This window comes from uncultured Campylobacter sp., from assembly GCF_938017705.1.
GTDB lineage: Bacteria > Campylobacterota > Campylobacteria > Campylobacterales > Campylobacteraceae > Campylobacter_B.
The window spans coordinates 1-22529 of sequence record NZ_CALIIS010000088.1; the positions used below are offsets into that span (position 1 = coordinate 1).

Annotated in this window: 21 protein-coding genes and 1 pseudogene; 6 read left to right on the top strand and 16 right to left on the bottom strand. The window is 49.5% G+C overall.

The window, feature by feature from the left end:
• The 3 genes and pseudogenes from Q0605_RS04155 to Q0605_RS04165 all read left to right on the top strand — a co-directional run.
• A pseudogene (locus Q0605_RS04155) lies at positions 1–707 on the top strand (hypothetical protein); the annotation flags it as partial.
• 77 nt (positions 708–784) lie between these two features.
• Positions 785–1399 carry a hypothetical protein gene (locus Q0605_RS04160; protein ID WP_298704460.1) on the top strand — a complete coding sequence of 205 codons (615 nt, stop codon included), beginning with the start codon at positions 785–787 and terminating at the stop codon, positions 1397–1399.
• Positions 1400–1997: 598 nt separating this feature from the next.
• Positions 1998–2204, top strand: coding sequence for a hypothetical protein (locus tag Q0605_RS04165; RefSeq protein ID WP_298704462.1), 207 nt, complete (start codon positions 1998–2000; stop codon positions 2202–2204).
• A 678-nt stretch (positions 2205–2882) separates the two neighbouring features.
• Here Q0605_RS04165 and Q0605_RS04170 read toward each other — a convergent pair.
• The 7 genes from Q0605_RS04170 to recA all read right to left on the bottom strand — a co-directional run bounded on the left by Q0605_RS04170 (position 2883) and on the right by recA (position 9735).
• The gene (locus Q0605_RS04170) at positions 2883–3362 is read right to left on the bottom strand and encodes a hypothetical protein (RefSeq protein WP_298704464.1); all 480 of its coding nucleotides are present in this window, start codon (positions 3360–3362) and stop codon (positions 2883–2885) included.
• Positions 3362–4450, bottom strand: coding sequence for a class I SAM-dependent methyltransferase (locus Q0605_RS04175; protein ID WP_298704465.1), 1089 nt, complete (start codon positions 4448–4450; stop codon positions 3362–3364). The genes Q0605_RS04170 and Q0605_RS04175 overlap by 1 nt, the downstream gene beginning before the upstream one ends.
• A gap of 336 nt (positions 4451–4786) precedes the next feature.
• A complete protein-coding gene (locus Q0605_RS04180; protein WP_298704467.1) occupies positions 4787–5416 on the bottom strand; it encodes an NAD(P)H-dependent oxidoreductase in 630 nt (209 codons plus the stop codon).
• Between the two features lie 9 nt (positions 5417–5425).
• On the bottom strand, positions 5426–6616 hold the full coding sequence (locus Q0605_RS04185) for a hypothetical protein (protein WP_298704469.1): 1191 nt from the start codon (positions 6614–6616) through the stop codon (positions 5426–5428).
• Positions 6613–7440 carry a hypothetical protein gene (locus tag Q0605_RS04190; RefSeq protein WP_298704471.1) on the bottom strand — a complete coding sequence of 276 codons (828 nt, stop codon included), beginning with the start codon at positions 7438–7440 and terminating at the stop codon, positions 6613–6615. The genes Q0605_RS04185 and Q0605_RS04190 overlap by 4 nt, the downstream gene beginning before the upstream one ends.
• A 1-nt stretch (position 7441) precedes the next feature.
• Entirely contained in the window at positions 7442–8692 is a 1251-nt protein-coding gene (gene eno / locus Q0605_RS04195; protein WP_298704472.1) for a phosphopyruvate hydratase, read from the bottom strand.
• Positions 8692–9735, bottom strand: coding sequence for a recombinase RecA (recA, locus tag Q0605_RS04200; RefSeq protein WP_297897512.1), 1044 nt, complete (start codon positions 9733–9735; stop codon positions 8692–8694). The genes eno and recA overlap by 1 nt, the downstream gene beginning before the upstream one ends.
• 290 nt (positions 9736–10025) lie before the next feature.
• Between recA and Q0605_RS04205 the strand changes: the two genes are divergently transcribed.
• From Q0605_RS04205 to Q0605_RS04215, 3 genes are all read left to right on the top strand, one after another.
• Positions 10026–10922: a menaquinone biosynthesis family protein gene (locus Q0605_RS04205; protein WP_298704474.1), complete on the top strand. Its 897-nt coding sequence runs from the start codon at positions 10026–10028 to the stop codon at positions 10920–10922.
• Positions 10923–11147: 225 nt separating this feature from the next.
• On the top strand, positions 11148–11357 hold the full coding sequence (locus Q0605_RS04210; RefSeq protein WP_298704476.1) for a hypothetical protein: 210 nt from the start codon (positions 11148–11150) through the stop codon (positions 11355–11357).
• A 180-nt stretch (positions 11358–11537) separates the two neighbouring features.
• On the top strand, positions 11538–12329 hold the full coding sequence (locus tag Q0605_RS04215) for a UDP-N-acetylmuramate dehydrogenase (RefSeq protein WP_298704478.1): 792 nt from the start codon (positions 11538–11540) through the stop codon (positions 12327–12329).
• A 314-nt stretch (positions 12330–12643) separates the two neighbouring features.
• Here the strand turns inward: Q0605_RS04215 and Q0605_RS04220 are convergent, their stop codons facing one another.
• The 9 genes from Q0605_RS04220 to Q0605_RS04260 all read right to left on the bottom strand — a co-directional run bounded on the left by Q0605_RS04220 (position 12644) and on the right by Q0605_RS04260 (position 22467).
• Complete coding sequence (locus Q0605_RS04220; RefSeq protein WP_298704480.1) at positions 12644–13096, bottom strand: hypothetical protein; 453 nt, start codon at positions 13094–13096, stop codon at positions 12644–12646.
• Positions 13097–13283: 187 nt separating this feature from the next.
• The gene (locus Q0605_RS04225) at positions 13284–14816 is read right to left on the bottom strand and encodes a phosphatase PAP2/dual specificity phosphatase family protein (RefSeq protein ID WP_298704483.1); all 1533 of its coding nucleotides are present in this window, start codon (positions 14814–14816) and stop codon (positions 13284–13286) included.
• Positions 14817–15326: 510 nt separating this feature from the next.
• Positions 15327–17363: a bifunctional alpha/beta hydrolase/class I SAM-dependent methyltransferase gene (locus tag Q0605_RS04230; protein ID WP_298704486.1), complete on the bottom strand. Its 2037-nt coding sequence runs from the start codon at positions 17361–17363 to the stop codon at positions 15327–15329.
• A 38-nt stretch (positions 17364–17401) separates the two neighbouring features.
• Complete coding sequence (locus tag Q0605_RS04235) at positions 17402–17956, bottom strand: DUF1287 domain-containing protein (protein ID WP_298704488.1); 555 nt, start codon at positions 17954–17956, stop codon at positions 17402–17404.
• 7 nt (positions 17957–17963) lie between these two features.
• Positions 17964–18893 carry a phosphatidate cytidylyltransferase gene (locus tag Q0605_RS04240; RefSeq protein WP_298704491.1) on the bottom strand — a complete coding sequence of 310 codons (930 nt, stop codon included), beginning with the start codon at positions 18891–18893 and terminating at the stop codon, positions 17964–17966.
• On the bottom strand, positions 18890–19192 hold the full coding sequence (locus Q0605_RS04245) for a hypothetical protein (RefSeq protein WP_298704494.1): 303 nt from the start codon (positions 19190–19192) through the stop codon (positions 18890–18892). Before Q0605_RS04245 ends, Q0605_RS04240 begins: the two co-directional genes overlap by 4 nt.
• Positions 19173–19811, bottom strand: a complete 639-nt coding sequence (locus Q0605_RS04250) for a lysophospholipid acyltransferase family protein (RefSeq protein ID WP_298704497.1) — start codon at positions 19809–19811, stop codon at positions 19173–19175. The genes Q0605_RS04245 and Q0605_RS04250 overlap by 20 nt, the downstream gene beginning before the upstream one ends.
• A gap of 450 nt (positions 19812–20261) precedes the next feature.
• On the bottom strand, positions 20262–20864 hold the full coding sequence (locus Q0605_RS04255) for a CDP-alcohol phosphatidyltransferase family protein (RefSeq protein ID WP_298704500.1): 603 nt from the start codon (positions 20862–20864) through the stop codon (positions 20262–20264).
• A 562-nt stretch (positions 20865–21426) separates the two neighbouring features.
• Positions 21427–22467: a DUF3137 domain-containing protein gene (locus Q0605_RS04260; protein ID WP_298704505.1), complete on the bottom strand. Its 1041-nt coding sequence runs from the start codon at positions 22465–22467 to the stop codon at positions 21427–21429.
• Between the last annotated feature and the right edge of the window lie 62 nt (positions 22468–22529).

The following is a 22529-nucleotide window of genomic DNA, read 5'->3' on the forward strand; positions in this document are numbered from 1 at the left end:
GCGACGATTTGTTTATGGTATTGTGCGCCGTAGTGCTATTCATCGCACAGATATGGTGGTACGTAAAATGCAATTTCCAAGCCTCTTATTTTACGTTTTATAATGACAAGCTATTTTATAATTTCATGCAAGGTACAGAGCCCAATAAAATATGCAATCTTACGGATATAGAGAAAATAAGCTTTTACGTGCTTTCAGAGCTTATGGATAGCTTCGGTAGATTTCACTACTTTACCTCCTACGAGCTTTATAAAAAATCATCTATTGGAGTGCATATCGGCAAACTGGCGCTGTTTTTATACTATACGATAAATTTTATCTTGCTTGTTTTGCCGTTTAAAATTTTTATGTTGATTAAAAACAAAGAGCCGCTAAGTCTGCTAAATAAAAATATAGTAATTAGATTTAAAAATCGCAACTATTTTTTGATAAACATCTACTCAAAGCGCGAACTGGATGAAATTTTGCAGTATTGCAAAGATAAAAATATAACCGTAGTCCGACTATCAAACCCGAGGAGATGGGAAAATGGGTATTGCAAAGATAAAAATATAACCGTAGAGCAGAAAACAAATTTCATCCCGCATTGGCAAAATTTTACCTATTTCACTGATAAAAACGAAATTTGGAGCGATGATTTCGGTGATACGCAAATTCCAAAAGACACGTTTAAGCGAAAGCTTAGGCGATTTTTTAGCTTGGATTAAAGAGCGATTCCGTCCGTTTCAGCGTAAAATTTAGACCCGCGGGGTAGAATTACAAAAATTTTTACACGGAGCAAACAATGAAAAATTTCTTTCTAGCCGCAATAGTTTGCGCGCTTTTTAGCGGTTGTGCATATGAAGCGCAGTTTAATCAAAACGCCGATGTGGCGCCGTTTGACGATACTATAAGCGCGACTAACGCCATGCAAAGTGCGCTCATTTACATCCCTGGCGAGCTAATGGGGACGAAAAGCTACGCCGCAAGCTCGAAGTTAGGCAGAGACGATGAGCTTAAAATCGACGTCGGCGAGTTCGTCGCAGGCGAGGCAAAGCGCTTCTTCGGCACCTACCTAAGGCGCGTAAGCGTTACCGACGACGAAAAAGCGCTGCAAGGTAAAGGGCTCGTTATCGCGCCTGAGCTTAGCTCATTCGGCTTTGGCTTTTACAGCTCCGACGGCATCGACGTTTCGGCAAAGCCCTACGTGCGCTACAATCTACGTCTAAAAATGTTTAAAAACGGGAAGCCGATCTACAACCAAAATATCGCCGTGAACGAGCGCAACTTCGGTGAAGAGGAGTTTTTCGGCGGCGGTCAGGGCTCATACGCGCAGATCGGCGGGATCTTTCAAAAATCGATGGCGAACGACTACGCCGTGCACGCCAGAGAGATTTTGGACGTAATCAACGATAACTAATCGCGCTTGCGCCTTTGTGCGTGGTAAGCGACATCTGGTTGCTTATTTTTACCTGCCGTCTTGTGGTAAAATTTGTCGCGGCGATCTTGCGACACGCACTTGCGGATCGTCGCGCCTAAGCTCTATCTAGCGATATAATTAACATGGCTTTAAGGCGCCCATAGACGCGCTTTCTTGCGGGATTTACTCATCTGCGACATTAAATCCTTTTGATACCGAGTTTACCAGCGCTCTAGGCATAGAATTTATTTCGCAAGCTGGGTTAAATTCCGTAAAATGCGTTATGAAATTAACTTGGCAGCTTATATTTAAGTGCGGCAAGCCGATAAATTCCGCACCTTGACATACCGCCTAATTCCGTATTTTAGGGCCAAATCCTGCAAATAAATTTTTCGCGTTCGCTGCTACGCTTGCATAAAATTCCATATTCGCAGCACCAAAAAATTCGCCCTAAATTTAAAGCACCGATTAATATTAATTTTTATGTCATTACTAAATTTTTTAAGGAGAGAATTATGAAAAAGTTTTATTGCTTCCGTTTGTTTTCGCGGCGCTTTTTGCGGCACCAAGCTGCGATAATGTCCAACTCAAAGCCGCCGTGGAAGGTATCAATAAGAGTGCGCCGCTGAGAGTCGATGAGATTACCACTTTAACGGGCGCCGAGTGCAAAGACGGCACTTTTATCTACAACTACGAGCTAAATGACGGCATGGGGATGAAATTTGACAGTGTCGGAAATGATCAAAAAACCGTGATACAAAATGTCATAGATAGCCAAAATAAGCAAATTTTTGCAACCAGATGAAAGTAATGCATCCGCTAATAAACAGCGCGATATGGAGCTATAAGATAAAAAGTGGCGAAGAATTTATAAGGGTAGAATTTAAGCCTAGCGACTGCAAGTAGGGCTTGCGCGAGATTTAAAATTTAGCGCGGCGTGAGCCTTTGCCTGTTCGCCTGCGCAGCATCCGTTTAAAATTTATTCGCTTCGCTTTTGATTTCGCCTGTGCAAAAGCAACATGCTAAAATTTCTGCTTAGCTTTTACAGCGCCGCCGCGTATAGTATGACGCGGATCAGCGTGCATTTCGTCGCCACAAAGCGCTAAAACGCGCCGAGTCCTTTTTGAGCCGCGATCTAATGCGTCAGGTTCTGCCAGTGGCGTTTTTCATTAAAATTTTACTATTTCACGCGGAATTATATCTGTGTAGCAACGCAAACACCGCGTAAAGCTTTCGCGCGAAATTCTATAATTTGCGCGGAATTTTATTTGAAATAGCATCGTAGATTTTGAGTCAAAATTTTAGGATTTATTACTACGCTGCACCTGCTGCGATGAAATTTTGCTAAATTTCGTTCGCGACCTGCTCGCATAAAATTCTGCGTCAAACCATGAGCTTGCTTGCGAGCTTACAGAGGCACCAGCTGCCAACGTGCCGTCACATAAAACGCGGCTAATCAAATGCCTCGCTTGGGTTTTAAAATTCACCGTTCGCAGCTATTTTTATCAAGCTTTAGCTGTATTGGCGGCAAGCCCTTTATTTCGTAATTTAACACCATCACTTTGCCAAGCTCCCGCAGGCGCCGCGAAAAATCCGTGCTGCAAAAGCTGACCTTCGCCTTGGCAAACAGCATCTCTTTTAAAATTTCCGCATCGCCCGCATCCAGTGCGCTGAGGTCTAAATTCGGCGAACTATTTAGCGCGTAATCGTATATGAAGCTACCCTCTTCGCATGCGGCGCCTTTTAAAATCGTAGCATCGTCGATCCTGCGCGGCGCGCCCTCGTTTATCCGCGATAGCGCATCTCGCACCTGTTTGCTTTCGCAGAAATTTCGCTCCAGCTCGCCGCGTTTTTTCTCCGCATAAAATTCCATCGCCACATTTGCCAAAATTCCGATTCCAAAAAGCACTAGTAAAATTTTAATCGGCTTATTTAGCCGCGCGCTTAAGCTTCGCGCGTCCATCATTGCGCCCTTTCGCAGCACAGCAGCGTGTGTCCGACGCCTAGTCCGTCGTGAATTTGCGAAATTTTAAGTCCCGCGCGCTGCGTAAATTTAACCATATCGTCCGAGTGATAAATTTTGCTATTGCCGTTTGCCATGGCTGCGAAATACACACTGATCTGCGTCATGCTATACGCGGCGGTTTCGTAGCGCTGCCTGTCCCAAAACGGCTCCAAAATATAAAGCCGCGCCTGCTCGCTCATCGACTCCGCCGCACGCGAGAGGATACTTACGATCTGCTCCTCTGCAAAGCAGTCCAAAAACTGACTGAGCCAGATCGCGTCAAAGCCGCTCGGAAAGCGCGTAGCGGGATCTAGCAGATCGGCCGCAAGCCCCTCTATGCGCTCAGCGCCCTGCGCGCCTGCGACGGCATCTTTCATCATCGAAATTTGCCCTGCAAGATCCATTATCGTGACGCGCACATTTTCGTCGTAGCCTACGCACCGCTTAGCAAAGCGCCCCGTATTGCCGCCGACGTCTAAAATTTTATCCGTCTTGCGCGAGAAAATGATCTTTAGCGCGGGCTCAAACGCCAAATCCGAATAAAAATGATCAAACGCGAGCCAACTCTTGCGCACATGCAGCGGCAGATGCGAAAGCGCCTCGTAGATCGTAGCCCACTGCCCAAAAACCTTTAGTCCCTCTGGTTTGCCCGATTTTAACGTCTCTTCGAGCCTAAAGAGCCCCTCGTAGCACACGTCGTGGATGAAGTCCATATCCACGCCGACGAGCTCGTCGGTGAGCAGAAAATATCCCGCCTTGCTAAGCCGAAATTTCTCGCCACTCAGCAGCACCGTGCCGATGCTAAGTGAACTTTCCAGAAGTAGCTTTAACGCGTATTCGCTAAGCGAGAGCTTCTTCGCGATCTCGCTTATACTTAGCCCGCCCTCCGCCTCATGAAGCACGCTTAAAATTCCAAATTTTTTCATCAGCCGCGAGACTTGAAAGACCACCGGCGCAAAGGCGATCTCATTCGCCGTCCGCTGCGCCTCGCCCGCGCTTTGACGCTCCACGGCGTAACGATCTAAAAGCTGTTTGGGAAGTTTCATTTTTGGTCCTGCTCGTGTAAATTTCGCAAAATTTTAGCAAAAAATTCTAACTTTTCTTGCGCCCGCTAAGAATTTACGCGTATCTTAGAATTTTGCGATGAAATTTTAATATTCCGTCTTAAAAATTTAAGTCGTTTTGCAGCTGTATGTTTATTGAGATAAATTTATAAATTTTGTTTTGAGATCTTGAAAAATTTTCAATTTCGCCGTACAAGATTTGCGGGCGAGAAAAAAGGCTAAAGCGCGATAAATTTCTAAAAAATGCGTGTGTTGCTTCACACACCAGCTTTAGACTTTTACGCGCTGTAAATTTAATACTCTAAAGCCACTTTTGACTTATTCGATCCACTTTACTACGTCATCCATGCTGCGGCGGATCTTTTGCGGTTGCGGTTTTACGCGGTAGCCGAAAGGCACTAGCAGCGCCACGCGGCGATCGTTCCAATCAATGCCTAAAATTTCATTTAGCGCCGCGCGATCAAAGCCCTCCATAGGGCAGCTGTCGATGCCGCGGCTGGCAGCCTCGTTCATCATCGCAAGTGCTGCGAACATGCACTGCGCGTGCGACCAATTAAATAGCTCCTCATCGTCGTTGTGAAAATAACCGCTTAAAAAATCTTGATAAAATTTATGCCTGTCGCCGATATATTTAGGCGCTTCATCTTTTTTACGCGTAATCATTCGCTCGATATAATCACTTCCTAGCTTTATATCCTTGATCTTTGCTAAAATCACGACCAGATGTGAGCAAGAGGTGATCTGCGGCTGATTCCACGATTTTTCGCGGATCTGCTCGCGCAGCGCCTTGTTTTGTACAACCAAAAAGTCCCATTGCTCTAGCCCCGTAGAACTAGGTGCTAAGATTCCTGCCTGCAAAATGGCGTCGAAATCGGCCTTACCGATTTTTTTGTTCTCGTCAAAAATTTTGCACGCGTGGCGAAATTTCATAATCTCTAAATGTGTCATAGTCTCTCCTTAATTAGAATTTTTGTAAATCAAATACCCGCCATCTTTGCGTCTGATGCTGAGGTTGCCCTCGCGCGAGCGCACGCCGATGCGGTAGTAGCCGTCCTCTTTGGTGACGTTGATGTCGCTAAAGCCGCCGATATTTACAGCAAAGCTCGCGCCGCTAAGCGGGATCTCTTGGCGCCAAAACTCCGCTTCAAGCGTGCCCGAAGCATTTGCGTCGGAGCTTTTGAAATCGTCTGCGGTGATGAGCTGCACGCTGTCTTTGCGAATGACAAATTTTAATCCATCGTCAAATTTAAGCGTCTCTAACGGCAGCTCCAGGCGCGGCGCGAAACTAGGCGTGATGCCACTTTGCGAGGCCTGCTTTTGTAAATTTGGATCAGTCGAAGTAACCGAGACGTCCAGTGCCCTATGTAGCGCGGGTTTGGCGCTAGCGCTTAGCACGAAGTCATCGTGCCAATCAATCGAGCGATTGATATCAACGATCTTTTCGTGTAAGACCCCGTCGTCGTCCCTATATCGCACGATCAGGCTTTCGATCGTAAGGGCGTCGGAGGGAAGCGCAAAGGTTTGCTGCGTAAAATTTTTAGGCGCGGGAGTATTTTGCGACGTGACGGCGGAGCTTTGCGCCGGATTGGAATTTTGCGGAGCAGATTGCGCGTTTTGTTGCATAGTGGAGTTTTGCACCGTAGAATTCTGTGCTGTAGAATTCTGTGCCGCCCTAAAATTTTGCGCTATCGTAGAATTTGGCTCGCTTACTTCTGGCACGATCGGTAACTCATCAGGAGGCGGAAGCATCGCAACTGAAGGCTGCGCAGAAGAGTTCAGCTCCGTTTTTATGACCTGCAAAGGAGCGCCGATGCCCGCTTTGGGGCCAGGAGCTTTTTTTTCGGTCTGCGAGAGCTGTGCGCTCACGGCTTTTTTGGCGGCGCTTGCTTTAATACTGGAATTAGCTTCTGCGGCGCTTTTTTGCATTGCTGCGGTAGGGCTTTTAGATGTTTCAGGTCTCATTATAGCTTGCTTTTTAGCGTTTGGGCTTTGCGCACCCTTTTTTGGCTCTTTAATCGCCAAATCGGTAGAATTTTGCTCTTTTACCGCGACGATGCTGGATTTCGTAGCGTTTGAATTTGCGCCATTTAAATTCTCTGCGTTTAAAAAAGCGCAAAGACCTAAAATTAGCAAAGAAATTTTTTTCATTTTTTAAGGTCCGGATCGAGTGAGCGACGCTCTAAATAAAGCTTTTGCAGCTCAGCGTTTTCCTCTTTCAATCGCTCAACATCGGTGAATAAAAACGCCTTTTCTTTTTGCAGCTGGCGCAGCACTTCAAACGATCGCTTGCCGAACAGCACGTCACCCACAAAGATGCCTGCAAAAACAACGCAGACGATCAGCGCAAGAGCTGCAAAAATCTGCTTAAGCGGTGAAAACGGATTGATAAAATTCAGCCGTTCTTTTAAATTTTTACGCTTTTTTAAAGTTTTTTTAGCGGCAGGGGCTGCATTTTGCGGCGCAAAAGAAAATCCTTGCGTGGCATAATTTATGTCTTGCGCCGCAAATCCCGTGTCATTAAAGCCGTGCTCTACGCTCTGAGCCGTAAAATCTGCGTCGTTTGGGAAGTGATTTTCTTTCGCGTATAATTCTGCACTCTTTAAATCGCCGCCCACAATAAATTCCGCGCTGTAAAAGCCCGCATCTGCTTGCGCGCTGCCTTCGTAGTTTCCGCTTGCAGCAGAGCTTTTGCCGCTTAAATTAGAACTGCTGCTTGTGGCTTCAGAGGCAGAACCTGCTTCGTCTATACCGCGCGAAGCTCCGTTGCGATTTTTCCGGAAGCCAGCCCCTACCTCGCTAAAACCTCCGCCAAAATTTTCATCGCTATAAAATTCATCATCGTCAAAAAAATCGTCCTCGTCAAGGTCTGCGTCTGAATATCTGCCTTGCGTATCCGCGTAATTCGCTCCGTCCGTGTAGGTGCGCTGCGCGCCGCCCTTTAAGCCCCGCTTGGACTTTTTTTTAAAAAACATTTTAAATTTGGCTTCCCAAAAACTCGTCCGTCTCGCGCTCGATTTCGAGCAGGCGGTTGTATTTTGCGTTGCGTTCGCTTCTTGAGGTTGCGCCCGTTTTGATTTGACCCGTATTCATCGCGACGGCGAAGTCCGCGATAAAGCTATCCTCGCTCTCGCCGCTTCTGTGGCTCATCACGCAGCGGTAGCCTTTGCGCTGAGCTAGGCGGATCGTCTGCATAGTTTGGCTGATGGTGCCGATTTGATTTGGTTTTATTAAAATCGCGTTGCCTACGCCTTTTTGGGTGCCTTCGCGCAAAATTTTCTCGTTCGTTACAAATAGATCGTCGCCCACAAGCTGCACTTTAGAGCCAAGCTTGCTAGTTAGCTTCGCCCAGCCTGCCCAGTCGTCCTCGCTTAGGCCGTCTTCGATCGAAAATATCGGATACTTCTCGCAAAGACGTGCGTATCGCTCGATCAGCTCTTCGCTGCTAAATTCCTTGCCTTCTAGCTTATATTTGCCGTTTTCGTACAGCTCGCTAGCTGCGACGTCGAGGGCTAGTTTAATCTGCTCGCCGGCTTTGTAGCCTGCTTTTTCGATGGCTTGCATGATTAGTTTGATCGGCTCTTCATTTTCGTTTAAATTCGGCGCAAATCCGCCCTCGTCGCCCACTGCCGTACTATGGCCGGCCGCGTTTAGAAGGCCTTTTAGCGTGTGGTAAATTTCGCTCGCCGCTCGCAGCGCATCGCTAAATTTATCAAATCCAAACGGCATAATCATAAATTCTTGAAAATCCACGCTGTTGTTCGCGTGCGCGCCGCCGTTGATGATATTAAACATCGGCACCGGCAGTACGCTAGCGTTTGCGCCGCCCAGGTAGCGATACAAAGGCACGTCAAGGCTTTTAGCCGCCGCGCGCGCTACCGCCATAGATACGCCAAGCACCGCATTTGCGCCCAAATTTGAGTAGTTATCGGTGCCGTCAAGCTCCCTCATCTCGTCATCAAGCGCTTTTTGATCAAAGGCATCCAGTCCGATCACGGCTTCGGCGATCTGCGAATTTACGTTTTCCACCGCTTTTAGCACGCCCTTGCCGCAGTATCTATCGCCCCCGTCGCGAAGCTCTAGTGCCTCGCGTTTGCCCGTGCTTGCGCCGCTTGGGACTATCGCGCTTGCTACGGTGCCGTCGCTTAGAGCCACAGTCGCTTTCACGGTCGGGTTGCCACGGCTATCTAACACTTCTATCGCATAAACATCTTCGATATAAATCATTATTCATCTCCACTTTGTAAATTTTCTTCATCGTCCGCGTCTGCGCTGAAATTTACGCTACCCATCTGCTCGCGGATCTTTGCAGTGATCTCTTCAGCGACAGCAGGGTTATTCTCTAGATAAATTTTAGCGTTTTCGCGACCTTGACCTAGCTTCGTATCGCCGTAGCTGAACCATGCGCCGCTTTTATCGACGATGTCGAGCTTGACGCCGTAATCGATCAGCTCGCCTACTTTGCTGATGCCCTTGCCGAACATTATGTCAAATTCCGCGATCTTAAACGGCGGCGCCACCTTGTTTTTCACGACTTTGACCTTGGCGCGGTTGCCGATGCTCTCTTCGTTTTGTTTCAAAGTAGCGATCTTGCGTATGTCGATGCGCACCGAAGCGTAAAATTTAAGCGCATTGCCGCCGGTCGTCGTCTCGGGCGTGCCGTAACCCATCGCGCCGATCTTCATACGGATTTGGTTGATAAAGATCACCGTCGTATTCATCTTATGCACGACGCCGGCGAGCTTGCGCAGCGCTTGGCTCATAAGTCGCGCCTGAAGCCCCACATGCTGATCGCCCATATCGCCCTCGATCTCGTTTTTCGGCGTGAGCGCGGCAACGCTATCTACGACGATGAGATCGATCGCACCGCTTTTTGCTAGGGTTTCTACGATGTCGAGCGCCTGCTCACCGAAGTCGGGCTGGCTGACGTAGAGATTGTCGGTATCGACGCCTAAATTTGAAGCGTATTTGACGTCCAGCGCGTGCTCGGCGTCTACGAATGCGCAAATTCCGCCCGCCTTTTGGCACTCGGCGATGATATGAAGCGTGAGCGTCGTCTTACCCGAGCTCTCAGGCCCGTAAACCTCAATGATACGCCCCTTCGGCACGCCACCGATGCCAAGCGCGATGTCAAGCCCTACAGAGCCCGTAGAGATGGCGTCTATCGGCTCGACCTGCTTATCGCCCAGCCGCACGAGCGTGCCCTTGCCGAAAGCTTTGTCGATTGATTTTAGCGCCGCATCCAGTGTCTTTTTCTTTCCCTCGTCCATGTTTTTCCTTAAAAATGAATTCATCTAATTTTACCAAATTTGAAATGAATTTTTGATTATTCGCTCAAATTCGGCGCGGCATCGGAATTTGAAATTTTTAAGGAGCGCAAAAGCTCTGCAGGACGAGCGGAGAGCATTAAATTTAGCCTTTTAAACGGGCTTAATTTTTCACGTTTTTCTTTAGAAATTCCTTATTTTTATGAGGGCTGTAGCAAAATTTCACTATAATTTTGCAACATTTTGGAATTAGGCCGCGCGCGAAATTTAAAGCGGAGCAAAAAGGATAAAATTTGAAGATTTTTAAGCATATAAACGTCGCCCACTCACCCGACGCCGACGATATTTTTATGTATAAGGCGATCGATTTCGGTTGGGTGAGCTCCAAAAATCTAAAATTTAGCGCCACGGCGCTTGATATCCAGACGCTAAACGACGAGGCGCTAAAAGGCACCTATGAGGCCACGGCGATTAGCTTCGCGCTATATCCGCTTATCTGCGACGAATACGCGCTTTTGCGAACGGCGGTGAGTTTCGGCGAGGGCTACGGACCAAAGCTGGTTAAGAAAAAGGGCGCGATTTTAAAGCGAAATTTCAAAGTCGCGCTAAGCGGCAAGCACACGACAAACGCCCTGCTTTTTCGCATGGCATACCCGCAGGCGCGCGTGATTTATAAAAATTTCCTAGAGATCGAGAGCGCTGTCTTAAGCGGCGAGGTGGACGCGGGCGTGCTGATACACGAGAGCATTTTGGACTTTTCGGACGAGCTTTGCGTGGAGCGCGAGATCTGGGATATCTGGAGCGAGCTAGCGGGCGAAAATTTACCGCTGCCGCTAGGAGGTATGGCGGTTCGCCGCAGCCTGCCGATAACGGACGCCATCGAGTGCGAGCGCGTGCTAACGGAGGGCGTGCGCATCGCCACCGCGCATAAGCCGCTTTTGTCGCAGATGCTTCTCGAGCGAAATCTCATCCGCGTGGACGACGCAAAGCTAGAAAAATATCTGAGCCTTTATGCTAACGAGGCCTCGATCGAGCTTTCGCAGGTGCAGATAAAGGCGGTAGATAGGCTATTTGCGCTTGGCTACGAGCGCGGATTTTACCCTGCGCCGATTAGCGCGCAGGAGAATTTTATCCCGCGCGAATATAACGAGATTCGCTTTACGGACTGCGGCGGGCAAAACCCGATGTAAAGCGAGCGAGGTTAAAATTTAGTTGAAATTTGAGCCTTGCTTCGGCTGATTTTGCTCGGAACACGCCCCTTCGTTTCGGCTAAATTTCTAGGCGTTAAGGGGTTTGTGCCTCGGCGAAAATTTTACTTTGGCGTAAGGGTAGACGCGAGGTAGAATTTTACCCCGCGTTCTTGCCGTGGCGGTGCAGCCCCTTCGCCGCTTTTGGGTTTAGCTGCGGAGTGCGACGTGAATTTAAATTTGCGCGTAAAATTTAGCGCCGAGCTTGCCGCGGATTTTGCCGCCAAGCTCGTCTCGACCGTACGCCATAGCGCGATCTGTCGCAGTACGATAGCCACTACGCTTTCAAATTTAGGGCTACGCGGCGATGGAATTTTACACGCGGAGGTACATTGCGCGGCTGTATTTTGTACCGCAGAGTGCGAGTTGCGCGTGTGACGTAGCGCGCCACTGAAAACGTATCGAAAGCGAGATAAATTCAATCGCGCTGGCAGCGCTAAATTTTGAAATAGCGTTTGCATCTCGCACCGCACCTCGCGGCGGTATCGCTAAATTTTAAAACGATACGTGGCGGGCGGCAAGCGTGAAATTTAGAAATGAAATTTAAAAGGCAAAATTTTGAAAACAAAGCAGATAGATTTTAGCAAATACACCTCCGTGCGCATCGGCGGAAGTTTTGCGGTGCAAATTTTAAAAGACGAGGCCGATTTTGCGGAGTTTGAGAGCATAGCGGGGGGCGCGATCATCGGCGGCGGCAATAATCTGCTCATCTCGCCCGCGCCGCCGCACCTTGCGATGCTAAGCGAGGAGTTCGATCGCATAAGCTTAAGCGGCGATGTCCTTAGCATCGGGGCTGCGACGAAGTCGGGTAAAATTTATAATTTCGCCAAAAAGCAGGGCCTCGGCGGCTTTGAGTTTTTGCGCAACATCCCAGGCCAGCTCGGCGGGCTAATCAAAATGAACGCGGGGCTTAACAGCGCTAGCATCAGCGATAGCCTGCTTGCCGTGCGCCTGGCTCGCGGCTGGGTGGAGCGCGAGCGGATAAGCTTCGGCTACCGAAGAAGCGGGATCGAGGAGCCGATTTTGGGCGCCGAGTTTAAAATTTCGCGCGGCTTTGATGCCGAACTCGCCGCGGATTTCGCCGCCAAACGCGCCAACCAGCCAAAGGGAGCGAGCTTTGGAAGCTGTTTTAAAAACCCGCCGAATGACGCCGCGGGCAGGCTGATCGAAGCGGCGGGGCTTAAGGGTCACGCGATCGGCGGAGCGAAATTTAGCGAGCAGCACGCCAATTTCATCATAAATTTCGGCGGCGCGAGCTTTGAGGATGTGATTGCGCTCATAAATTTAGCGCAAAGCCGCGTTTTTGAGGAATTCGGTATCGAACTGGAAACCGAGGTCGTGGTGCTATAAAAGGAAATTCGTATATTTTGCCCCGACTAAACTTACTCGGTTGTCCATTCCGTCTTTTTTGCACTGGATTTTTTTATGCTTTGAAATTTTAAAATACCGACGAAATCGTCAAATTTAAAAGCGCTCGAATACAGTGCGCCGATGATACTAACTGTCGTTTCATCGCTTAAAATAGTCGCTACAAAAATAGTCCGCAAAAGCAATCAATTTTATCCCGTTTATCTCGCCGTGAAAAACAGTTGTTGAATTTTACGCGCCAAACCGACGCGGCCGTCTAAATCGGCGTTCCGTAACCGTCTAAGCGAGCAACGAATTTAGCTCAGATAGTAACCCACAAAAGCCGCGGCAGCAACGACGATAGTAAGCGCGGCCGTTAGTTTATATAGCCGCAAAGCTCCCGCGCAGCGACTTTTCATATCGCGGATTTTAGGCGGCTTGCTAGCTAAATTTAGCGCCGCAAGCGCCGCGTCAAATTTGCCGCAATCAAGCCTCCCCTCCGCAAAATCTCTAAAAATAAGCGCGTCAAAATGCAGCCTTACGTGCAGATAAAATAGCCCCACAAAAGCCGCCAAAAAGCCTGCAATGACGGCAAGATGCGTAAAAATCGTAAGGCAGACGGCAAGCTGAAGTAAATTTAACAAGAAAAACAGCCTATGCGTCGCCAAAAACCTAGCCGTAACCAGCGCCAAGGCCCTGTCGTCCGTCCTTTGGCGGCATTCGCGCTCCCCGCCTTGCGCCGCTTTTTCGTTTTGCTCCGCATTCGTCATTTTCTCTCCTCATTTTGGGCGTTTGGTTAAATTTTCGTTCGTTTTCGCCGAGAATTTTGCAATGCCGCTTGTTTCTAGCCTGCAGATTTTTTAATTTTGATCCCTCAAACCGGACTTGATCAAATTTGGCCCGCATCTATTTCGCGCTTAAATTTGCCGCACTTGCTTTTGCGAATTTGGCCGGTCTTTACTCCGCTTTCGAACTTACGCGGGCTTCTGCGGCTAGCCGCGTTATCCTCTCGCGCAGCGAGCTAGCGACTGCGATCTTTTCGCGGCGAGATTTTAGTAAATTTAGCGCCTCGTCAAAGCCCAGTCCCGCATAAATCACCAGCCACGCAAGCAGCACCGACGCGCTCCTGCCGTAGCCCAGCGCGCAGCACACCAGCACCTTTTTGCCGTTTGTCTCGGCGGCTCGTTCGTTAGCGCCTGTAAGATTTTGGCCCGCCTCGGCGATTTCGCTTTCGTTTGCCGTGCCGCGGGTTTGCAGATTTGTCCGCGAGTCCACTTGCTCGTTAAATTTAAAATCTCGCCCGTGCGCGTAGCCCGCTTTGGTGTTAAAATTTGATCCCAGCTCCGCCGCCATTTGCGGTAAATTTTCGCCGCCGCAAAGAGCCCTTTTTGCGAACCGCTCGAGTTCGTCCGCGCCGCGTTTTAGCTCGTCCGCGCTCGGCGTTATCATATCTAGCATAGGCACGCTCGTATAAATTTGCGCGCCGCCAGGCCGCTCAAACTCGGCCGCACAGTCTAGTACCGCGTCAAATTTGCCCGCTTCCTTAACCGAGCCTAGATACAGCCCGGGCAAAATCTCGTCTGAAAGCCGGCGTCCGCGCAACCAAAAAATCGCATTTAACTGCGCGACGCAAAGATAGGGGAAAAGTAAAGCTTTAGCAGCAGCGGCGTGACGGCCTTGCCCGTTTTTAGCAAAAACTCCCGCGCCCAAAAACGCGTAACCGCAAGCGATCAGCGCAAAACTAAGGCTCGCCCAAGATAGCCACAGCATCCACGCGCCCCAAATTTTAGCCCCCAAAATCGCCGCAAAAAGCGTCAAAAACGCAAGCCCCAGATATAGCGCCGCCCATTTGTAGCGAGCAGCCTCCCTAGCTATAGCGAAACCAAGCGGCGCGCCCTCTAGCGGGCGAATCAGTAGCACCAAGCAGCCCGCGGCCAGCCCCGTCGGAATGTCGATAAAATGGTGCTGATACGTGGTCAGCACGCTAAGGCCGATGAGCGCAAACCACGCGACAAGCGCCGCCTTAAGCCAAACCGAGCGCGCCTTGCGAAGGTAAAATGCGCCCACCACGACGCAAAGTATGATGTGTAGCGAGGGAGCTTGATTAAACGGGAGGTCAAAGGCGGCGAGGCTTGAGAATAAAAAGCCGTTAAAGCCCGAAACTGCGGGCTTCTCCCACGACATTTGCAAAGGAAAAGCGATAAAAAACAGCGTCGCGATCATCTGAGCGACTAGCAGCTGCGTAACGTAGCGCGCGAGCTCCCCGGCGTCACGGCAGAGGAAAAATCCAAGCGCGTAGAGCAAATTTAGCGACCAATACGGCACGATACTCCACGCCCAAAACGGCACCGCGCGCTCCCACGCGAAATAAATCTCGGGCACGTTTGCGCGAGCGCTCGCGAGGGCGTTCGTGGCGCCGTAGCTAGCGTAAAATATCGCCGCAACGACGACTAGCGCGGCCAGCTGCGATAAAAACGATTTTGTTTTCATTTTTGCCTTTTTTGCTAATTCTATCAAATTTTATCGGATTTGCGCTTTGGCGGCTTAATGGGCCGAGATCGCTCGCTTGACGCAAAAGGCGTAAAATTTACTGGCCGAGACCCGTATCTTTAAGGTGCTAAATTTGAATTAGTCAAATTTATCGTTATGAATTAAACTTTTTGTGCAAGTCAATCTTTCTTGTTAAGGGGGAAGGGGCTTGAATTACGAAGTCGCTCCCTTCCCCCTTAACAATCCCCCAACCCCTACGACGTGAGAGGTTGCTGCACTGCGTGCAGGTTTATCTGGCGCTGTCGCGCCGAAAATTTAAATTTGACATTTTCAGGGTACAGGTCTCGGCGACTCAAATTTGCAAATTTGAGCGTAAAACGATAAGGCGAAGTATCGCGAGATGATTTTTCGAGTTTTGAAACAAAATTGAGCGTGCGCTAGGCATATAGCCTGCGGAGCGAAAATTTTGCGAAATCTCGGAAAAGCGCTCGCGAGACGAGCCGCTAAAGACTAAATTTTAACGGCCAAACTCACGCTAAATATCCCATCCCCATCTATCCATTCACGCACCTTTTTAAACCCCGCCTTTTCCACGAGCTGGTCCATCTCGGCCTGGCTGCGGCGGCGCATGATCCACGCAGCACCCTGCCTGTGACTGGATAGAGCGCGCGCGATCATCTCGAGCTGCGGGTGCCACGGCTGGTTGGTGTAGATGAGGTAGCCGCCGCTTCTTACGCTGCTTGAAAAGCCTTGTAGTGCGGTGCGCACGACCGAGTTATCCGGAAAGAGCTCAAACAGCCCCGACACGACGCCAAGCGTGTATGCGTCCTGCAGCCCCTCGTAGCTAGCGGCGTCAAAGGCGTTTGCCTGCGTAAAGCTCGCGACGTCCTGCAGCCCGCGCTCCTTTATCATTTCGCTGCCGGCTTTTACGTTTATGTCGCTGTAGTCGCGTAGCGTTATGCGCTCAAATTTATGCCCTTGCGCGGCGTCTAGTATGTATCTGCCGTGCCCCGAGGCGATATCGAGCAGTCGTAGCGGCTCACCTCGCTCCTGCAGATTTGCCACGGCTTGATCGATAGCTAGCTTGATATTTCGTTTGCGCTCTCTGATGCCGCGCCAGCCGATGGCGTTTAGGTAAAATTTGTCGATAAATTTAAAAAATTTATTCGCCCCTTGCGGTTCGTTTCGGTAGACGTAATCAAGCGTACTGCCGCTATCGTAGCCGGTATTTTCGCCGATCTTTAGCCCGCCGACCCACGGCGAAACGGCTTGCATAAATATCCGCTGAAATTTAAACCGCAAATTTTTCGGGCTAAATCTCGGTAGCGGCGTAGCTAGCCTATCGGCCTCCTCGCGGCTAAAGCCGTATTCGTCCGCATGCGTGCAGTCCACCTCGCTAAAAGGCGCTCTAAACCTCTCGCCGACGAACTCGCGCACTATCTCAAACGCCCTCTCCCGCTCGCTTTCGCCCAGCGTATCGTGGTAAAATCCCTCTAAAATCTCGCGCCTTTTTACGCGCGCGCCAAGAGCGTTGTAAAACTCGTGCTGCGGGGCGTGCTCTACGACCCAATCATCGCCTGAAACCAGCAGCAGCGTAGGCGTCGTGATAGCCGCAGCATCCGAAACCACGCGCTGCGCCGCTTCGTAAAGCCCCAGCAGTATGCGCACTGAGATCGCGCGAGTGATGAGCGCATCGGCGTCGTAGCTTGCCTGACGCTGTTTGTCGTGAGTGAGATAGTGCGCCTTGACGTAGCTGTTTACGAAGAAATTTCCGCGCGAGGAGTAGAGCGCCTTTAGACCTGCTCTAGCAAACGGCACGTAAAGCTTCACGCTAAACGCCGGACTAGCCAGCACCGCGCAGCGAACGCGCGGAGCGTAGTCGTGCAGCCACGCCGAGACCAGCACCGCGCCCACGCTTTGAGCTATCACGGCTAGATTTTGCGTCTCAAAGCCAAATCTCTGCTCGATGTGCGCCACAAACTCGTCCACGTCGGCGATGAGGCGGCCGATACTCGGCGCGTCGCCCCGCTCTCCGTCGCTCCTGCCGTGTCCGCGCTGATCCCACGCAAAATAGCTAAAACTCTGATCCGCTAGCCCGTCCGCTACGTGCGTCGTCCTGCCAGAGTGCTCGTGCCCACGGTGAAATATCGCTACGGCTTTGGCGTTTGGCGCGGCTTTAAATTTGAGATTTTGTTCGGCGTTTTCGCTAGGCGTCTCGTTCAAATTTGACGCAGCGCATTTGCCCGTTTCGTTTAAATTTGAGTCCGAATTTTCGCCGCCGTTTGGTAAATTTTGCTCGCCTGATTTACCTTCGCCGCTTAAATTTAGCTTCATACTTTCATCCGCGCCGCCTATTTGCTCGCTAGTCAAATTTGACGTTTCGCTTGCGGCCCCGGCGCTTAAATTTGACCCGTCAAATTTACCGGCGTCGCTCAAATTTACTTCATTTGCGCCCGGGTTTTCGCACGCTACGTCGCTAGCCAGGCAGTATCTGTAAAATATCCTCGCCCCGTCGCTCGTTATAAAATAGCTCTCTTTAAACTCCATTTTTCGCCTTTCTTGCTTAAATTTATCGATTTTTCTACTTATTTTATCCTAAAGTGTCCCGTTATCTCGTAAACATTTAGCACGCCCTCTTCCTGCGCGCCAAGCCCGATGTTGTGGATCACGAGCGGGGTTTTGCCGGCGGCAAATTTATCCGAAACTATGCCGATGTGCGGCCTGCCGTTATCCAGCCGCCACGTCACGATATCGCCAGCTTTAAAATCGCCCTTCGCCTCGTAGCCCTTACGTTTTAGATAGGTGGCGATGTTTGGTACGCGGCGATGATCGATATTTTTGTCGGTCTTTTTCTTGCCCCAGTTTTTTGGATAGGCGCTAAAATTTGCGCTCATATCCTCGTGGATGAGCCGCTGCAGATCGATATCCTGTCCGCGCAGCGCCCTAACTACGACGTCGGTGCAAACGCCCTTCATCATATCCGCGTCGCCCATCGGATAGGCTAGCCTCTCGTACGAAGGATCGTAAAACAGCGTCCGTCCGACCTGCGCTCTAGCGTCTTGTATGAGCTTCTGGGCCGAAAAAGCAAAGGCTAAATTTGCCACGAGCGCTAAAAGTAAAATTTTGCTACCGATTTTCATCAAAACCTCATGCGTAAAAATATCTAACTATATGAAAAAATATCGGCGCCGCAAAGCACAGCGAGTCCATACGGTCAAGCATCCCGCCGTGCCCGCTGATCATGTAGCCCCAGTCCTTGACGCCCAGATCGCGCTTGATCGCCGACATAACAAGCCCTCCTAAAAAGCCCATCACACAAACGGCAAGCCCGATGAAAAACGCCCCCACCGCGCCAAAAGGCGTGAGATGATGCAAGCACGCAGCCAGCGCGCTAGCGCTAAGAACCCCGCCCGCAAAGCCGACCACCGTCTTAGACGGACTGATGCTAGGCGCGATCTTGCGCTTACCAAAAAGCTTGCCCCAGACGTACTGCAGCACATCGCTTGATTGCACGACTATGATCAAAAACAGCATCAGCTCCATACTGCTGCCCCGCTTAAGATCCAGCAAAAGAAGCGCGGGGATGTGCGAGATACAAAACACGCAGATCATCAGCGCCCACTGGATCTTCGTCGAGCGCTCTAAAAAATAGGCCGCATCTCCGCAAATAGCGGCCAAAATCGGCAAAAATAAAAATCCGTAAACTGGGATAAATATCATCGCCATCGCGTACCAACCCGTGTAGATAAATATATACTGCGCGGGCAAAATCACGTAAAAGCACGCCACGAGCGCGATGTGATCGCCCCTGCGGATATAGATGAGCGACAAAAACTCACGCAAAGCGGCAAACGAAACTAGCAAAAACAAAAATATCACGGCGTTTTTGCCCAGATAAGTAAACGCAAAAATCACCAAAATCATCGCCCACCAGGCGTTTATGCGCGAGGTCAAATTTGAGATGGTTTTGTTTTCGGCGCCAAATTTAGCCTTTAGGATAAAGGCAACGACGCTAGAGACGACTAGCACCGCGATGAGTCCTAAAAATAGATTTAAGATATGATTTTGCGGGTTCATTTTAGTGCCTTTTGGTTAAATTTAAAGCTAAATTTGACGTCTGCTTCGAAGCGCTCCGAGCGAGTCAAATTTGCGAGCGTTTGGTTTGCCTTGCGGGCGGTTTGATCGGTTAAATTTCGTATACGCTTTTGGCTCACGATTAGGTTAAATTTGACGCTTCTAGCCGCCGCTCTCAAAGGCTTGCCGTCAAATTTGCCGTAAAGATCGGTCACAAATCTCCCAGTCTTACGTGGCGGATTTACGGGGCTCAAATTTACCGCCATCGCCAAAGCCGCCGCGCTAGGCTTTCGTTCTATCATTTTGCGTATCGCTCATCGCTAGTAGCGCGTCCTGCGCCTTTTGTAAAAACTCGCCCTTGCCCTCGCCGCCGTAGATTATCTCCTCGCCCACTATCAGCTCGCAAAGCAGCGGGATAGGTATCATAAAGCCCTTAGGCAGGACGTTACGCGCATTTTTGATCCAAATCGGCACCAAAGGCACGGAGGGGCACTCCTGCGCTAAACGAAATATCCCGCTTTTAAACGGCTGTAGCGCGAGATCGTCGTCCATCTTGCGCGTGCCTTCCGGAAAGATGATGAGAGAGTGCGTCTGCAGCGCGTCTCTCATTTGCGCTAGCGCTTCCAGCGGATCTTTGCGGCGACTTATTAGCACCATGTTAAACACGTTTTTAGCAAGAAATCTGCGCATAGGCCCGCTCTCCCAGTACTCCGCCGCCGCGACGGGGCGCACGCGCTTTCTCACGCGATACGGCAGCGAGACGAAAATCAGCAAAAAATCGCCGTGGCTAGCGTGGTTGGCGTAGTAAATTTTAGTGCCCTCGCCGATATTTAAAAGCTCCTGCGGCGGTCGCACGCCCGTGATAAATATCGTGATACGGCAAAGGATAAAATCAAGCGCTGCAGCTAAAAATTCTTTCATCTCGTATCCTTTTTACTCTTTTACTTTTCAAAATCACTTTTTGCGGTGCCCTCAATTTTACGGTTGCGTGCAGCGAATAAGCTTCTCGCCCATCTTGCCGAAAACGAGTGTTTAGACATAAATTTGAGGCGATTAAAGTCGATACGGTTTTAAGTAATGCCTGCAATTTGCCGCTTTTGCTACTTGCTTTTGATAAAATGCTCGAAATTAACCGAGCGCGTTTTGTGCGCCTAGCGTCTTTTAAAGCGTCTAAATTAAGCGGACAAATTCGCCGTGATATTTTATCCTCGCCTCAAAAAATCTCGTAAATTTAAACAAGATCAAATTTATAACGATTACGTGCCCGCGCCGAGGCGAGCTTAAAACTTTTGCAATTATATCAAATTTAGACAAATTTACCTTGCGTAGATTTTGGAGATAGCTATTAAATTTATCCTCGTCCGAGGCTCCTTATTCCCCGCTTTTTAGTCCCATCCTCACGCGGTTTGCGCAAGTAAGCGCAAGCAAAAATATCGCGGCGTAAAGCACCCAGCTAAACCACTCTGGCAGTCGCCCAAATAGCGCATATATCGTACCGATAAGCCCAAATATAAACGCGCGGTCGCTCTTGCCCATAGGCCCGTCATATCGTCTACCGCAACCGTGCACCTGCCCTAGAACGCCCAAAAACTCACTCATAAAAGATAGAAAGACAACGAGTGTGATAACGCCCCAGTCAAACGGCGCTACGAAGGCAAACGGCAAATAAAGCGCAGCGTCCGAGATGACGTCCGTGGCTTCGTTCAGGTAGCCGCCCAGCGGACTTTTTTGATTAAACTCGCGAGCCAGCATGCCGTCGATGGCATTTAGCGCCATACGCAAAAACATCCAAACGGGCAGCAGAAAGAATAGCGTCGAAACTTCGGCGAATTTTATCAGAAGTCCGCCCAGCAGAACGGAAATGACGCAGGCTGTGATCGTGACTTGATTTGCGCTGACGCCCGCGTCGTAAAGGCGTCTTACTAACGGACGAAGTAAATTTTGAAATTTGGGCTTTAACTCGTAAATCGTCATGAGGACTCCGAAAATTTGATTTTCGTATTGTCGCTTAAAAATGCTTGGAGGCAGATTAAATGTGTAGTCGGCTTTTGTATGAGCTTTTTAATCGTCGATTTTTAAAAGCATTAGAATGGCGAAATGAACGATGAAAATATGAGTAAATTATCTCTTCTATCATTGCCGTGATCGGCACTCAATTTTTTTGGTGCGGGCTCGCGACGGTAAAAGTAGTGTTTGCGGCACGATGATAGGCAGCGTGGTAATCTCCATTATGGAAAGCGTACGGCGCAATCATCGTCATATCCGCATCCATCTTCGCTTAATTCGGTACGGAGAAGTGCTCAATTCCTCTATGCGGGTCGCAAAAATTTATAAATCGCATGAGATTTCATCGCGATAGATTTCAAATTTTGCCCTCTGCCGCAAATACAATAGATCTTGCGGCAAAGTCCACAAAACCTTGTCGCGAAAATTCTAAATCATAGCGACGCCGAGCTGGGAAGAGTGCTTTTAAATTTCAAAATTTCGCGGCGGCGCAAAGCCTCCGTATTTGCGGATTTAAAGTCAAATTTAAGATTTAATCTTGCCAGATATTTTCGTTTAATTTCAGACTTTTTACGATGGAGAGAAAGAATAGAAGCTCGTGCTTGATAGACGCGGCGGGATCAAAGCCAAATACGCTGCGATCCACGCTAGGCTCGAAACTATCGTATCCCGTGCGGATGAAAATATAGACGTTTCTGCCCGAAAAGCTTAATCTGATCGATCCGCCGGCACCGCTTCTAAAGCGAAGCAGGCGCCGCATAAAGGCGGGCGTGAGGGCATACATTGCAGACACCGCATCGGCGCTATACACGCTAAATGCGGAGCTAAACTCGCTATCGTCCATCGCGATCTTCTTAAGTCCGCCGAGTGTTGGCCTCGCGCTGAGCGAAGGCAGGATCACCGCCACCGAGTTTACGCGCTTTTTAAATTCTGCGTAGAAAAAAATCCCTCTGCTGCTACGTCGTTCGTCAGCATGAGTCACGCAAACATCCGCAAAGCTGAAAAATACTCCGTCATAAACGCCGGAAATTTTATCTTCGCAATCAAAATAGCTTATGCCGTCCACAAATAGACCGCTAGCGCGCAGATACGCCGGCCGAAACGAGCCTGAAATTTCGTAGCGATAACCTAGGCTTGCAATATAGGGCGCGATATATTGGTGTTTAAAGGCGCGGACGAATTTTTTAGATCTGTTGTATTTGATCCGCTCCAGCGCGGCATCCGCGATATTAAACAAAGAAAGGCAGATGGTTACGAGTGCGATGACGAAGCGCAAGGTATCATTCTCGCACATTTCTACGCCTTTGGCAAGCATCCACAGCAAGGCGCAAAAGATAAATACGCGCACTATATTTGCATCTTTATTCACTACTCTAAAAGAGATGCTGCCGCAGCTAAATACCACTATGATCCAGCAGAGGCCCACTGCTGCTTCTTGATCTCTAAAATTGAAAAATAGCCACAGCGCCGAGGCCAGCACCGCTAGTGCTATTATCGAAAACGCCGTGCCTTTATGCTGCTCCGCCTCATCTAGGATGCCGAGTCTTAGTTTTTCCAGTTCGTTTGCGGTCATCTTTATCTTTCTAAATTTAGCTAGTAAATTTTTAAAGCTTAGCTTCGAACCCACCTCTAAAT

Bases quoted from the DNA above. Each gene is read 5' to 3' on its own strand.
- Q0605_RS04160 (WP_298704460.1), top strand. From the start codon at position 785: ATGAAAAATTTCTTTCTAGCCGCAATAGTTTGCGCGCTTTTTAGCGGT.
- Q0605_RS04170 (WP_298704464.1), bottom strand. From the start codon at position 3,362: ATGGACGCGCGAAGCTTAAGCGCGCGGCTAAATAAGCCGATTAAAATT.
- Q0605_RS04175 (WP_298704465.1), bottom strand. From the start codon at position 4,450: ATGAAACTTCCCAAACAGCTTTTAGATCGTTACGCCGTGGAGCGTCAA.
- Q0605_RS04180 (WP_298704467.1), bottom strand. From the start codon at position 5,416: ATGACACATTTAGAGATTATGAAATTTCGCCACGCGTGCAAAATTTTT.
- Q0605_RS04185 (WP_298704469.1), bottom strand. From the start codon at position 6,616: ATGAAAAAAATTTCTTTGCTAATTTTAGGTCTTTGCGCTTTTTTAAAC.
- Q0605_RS04190 (WP_298704471.1), bottom strand. From the start codon at position 7,440: ATGTTTTTTAAAAAAAAGTCCAAGCGGGGCTTAAAGGGCGGCGCGCAG.
- eno (WP_298704472.1), bottom strand. From the start codon at position 8,692: ATGATTTATATCGAAGATGTTTATGCGATAGAAGTGTTAGATAGCCGT.
- recA (WP_297897512.1), bottom strand. From the start codon at position 9,735: ATGGACGAGGGAAAGAAAAAGACACTGGATGCGGCGCTAAAATCAATC.
- Q0605_RS04220 (WP_298704480.1), bottom strand. From the start codon at position 13,096: ATGACGAATGCGGAGCAAAACGAAAAAGCGGCGCAAGGCGGGGAGCGC.
- Q0605_RS04225 (WP_298704483.1), bottom strand. From the start codon at position 14,816: ATGAAAACAAAATCGTTTTTATCGCAGCTGGCCGCGCTAGTCGTCGTT.
- Q0605_RS04230 (WP_298704486.1), bottom strand. From the start codon at position 17,363: ATGGAGTTTAAAGAGAGCTATTTTATAACGAGCGACGGGGCGAGGATA.
- Q0605_RS04235 (WP_298704488.1), bottom strand. From the start codon at position 17,956: ATGAAAATCGGTAGCAAAATTTTACTTTTAGCGCTCGTGGCAAATTTA.
- Q0605_RS04240 (WP_298704491.1), bottom strand. From the start codon at position 18,893: ATGAACCCGCAAAATCATATCTTAAATCTATTTTTAGGACTCATCGCG.
- Q0605_RS04245 (WP_298704494.1), bottom strand. From the start codon at position 19,192: ATGATAGAACGAAAGCCTAGCGCGGCGGCTTTGGCGATGGCGGTAAAT.
- Q0605_RS04250 (WP_298704497.1), bottom strand. From the start codon at position 19,811: ATGAAAGAATTTTTAGCTGCAGCGCTTGATTTTATCCTTTGCCGTATC.
- Q0605_RS04255 (WP_298704500.1), bottom strand. From the start codon at position 20,864: ATGACGATTTACGAGTTAAAGCCCAAATTTCAAAATTTACTTCGTCCG.
- Q0605_RS04260 (WP_298704505.1), bottom strand. From the start codon at position 22,467: ATGACCGCAAACGAACTGGAAAAACTAAGACTCGGCATCCTAGATGAG.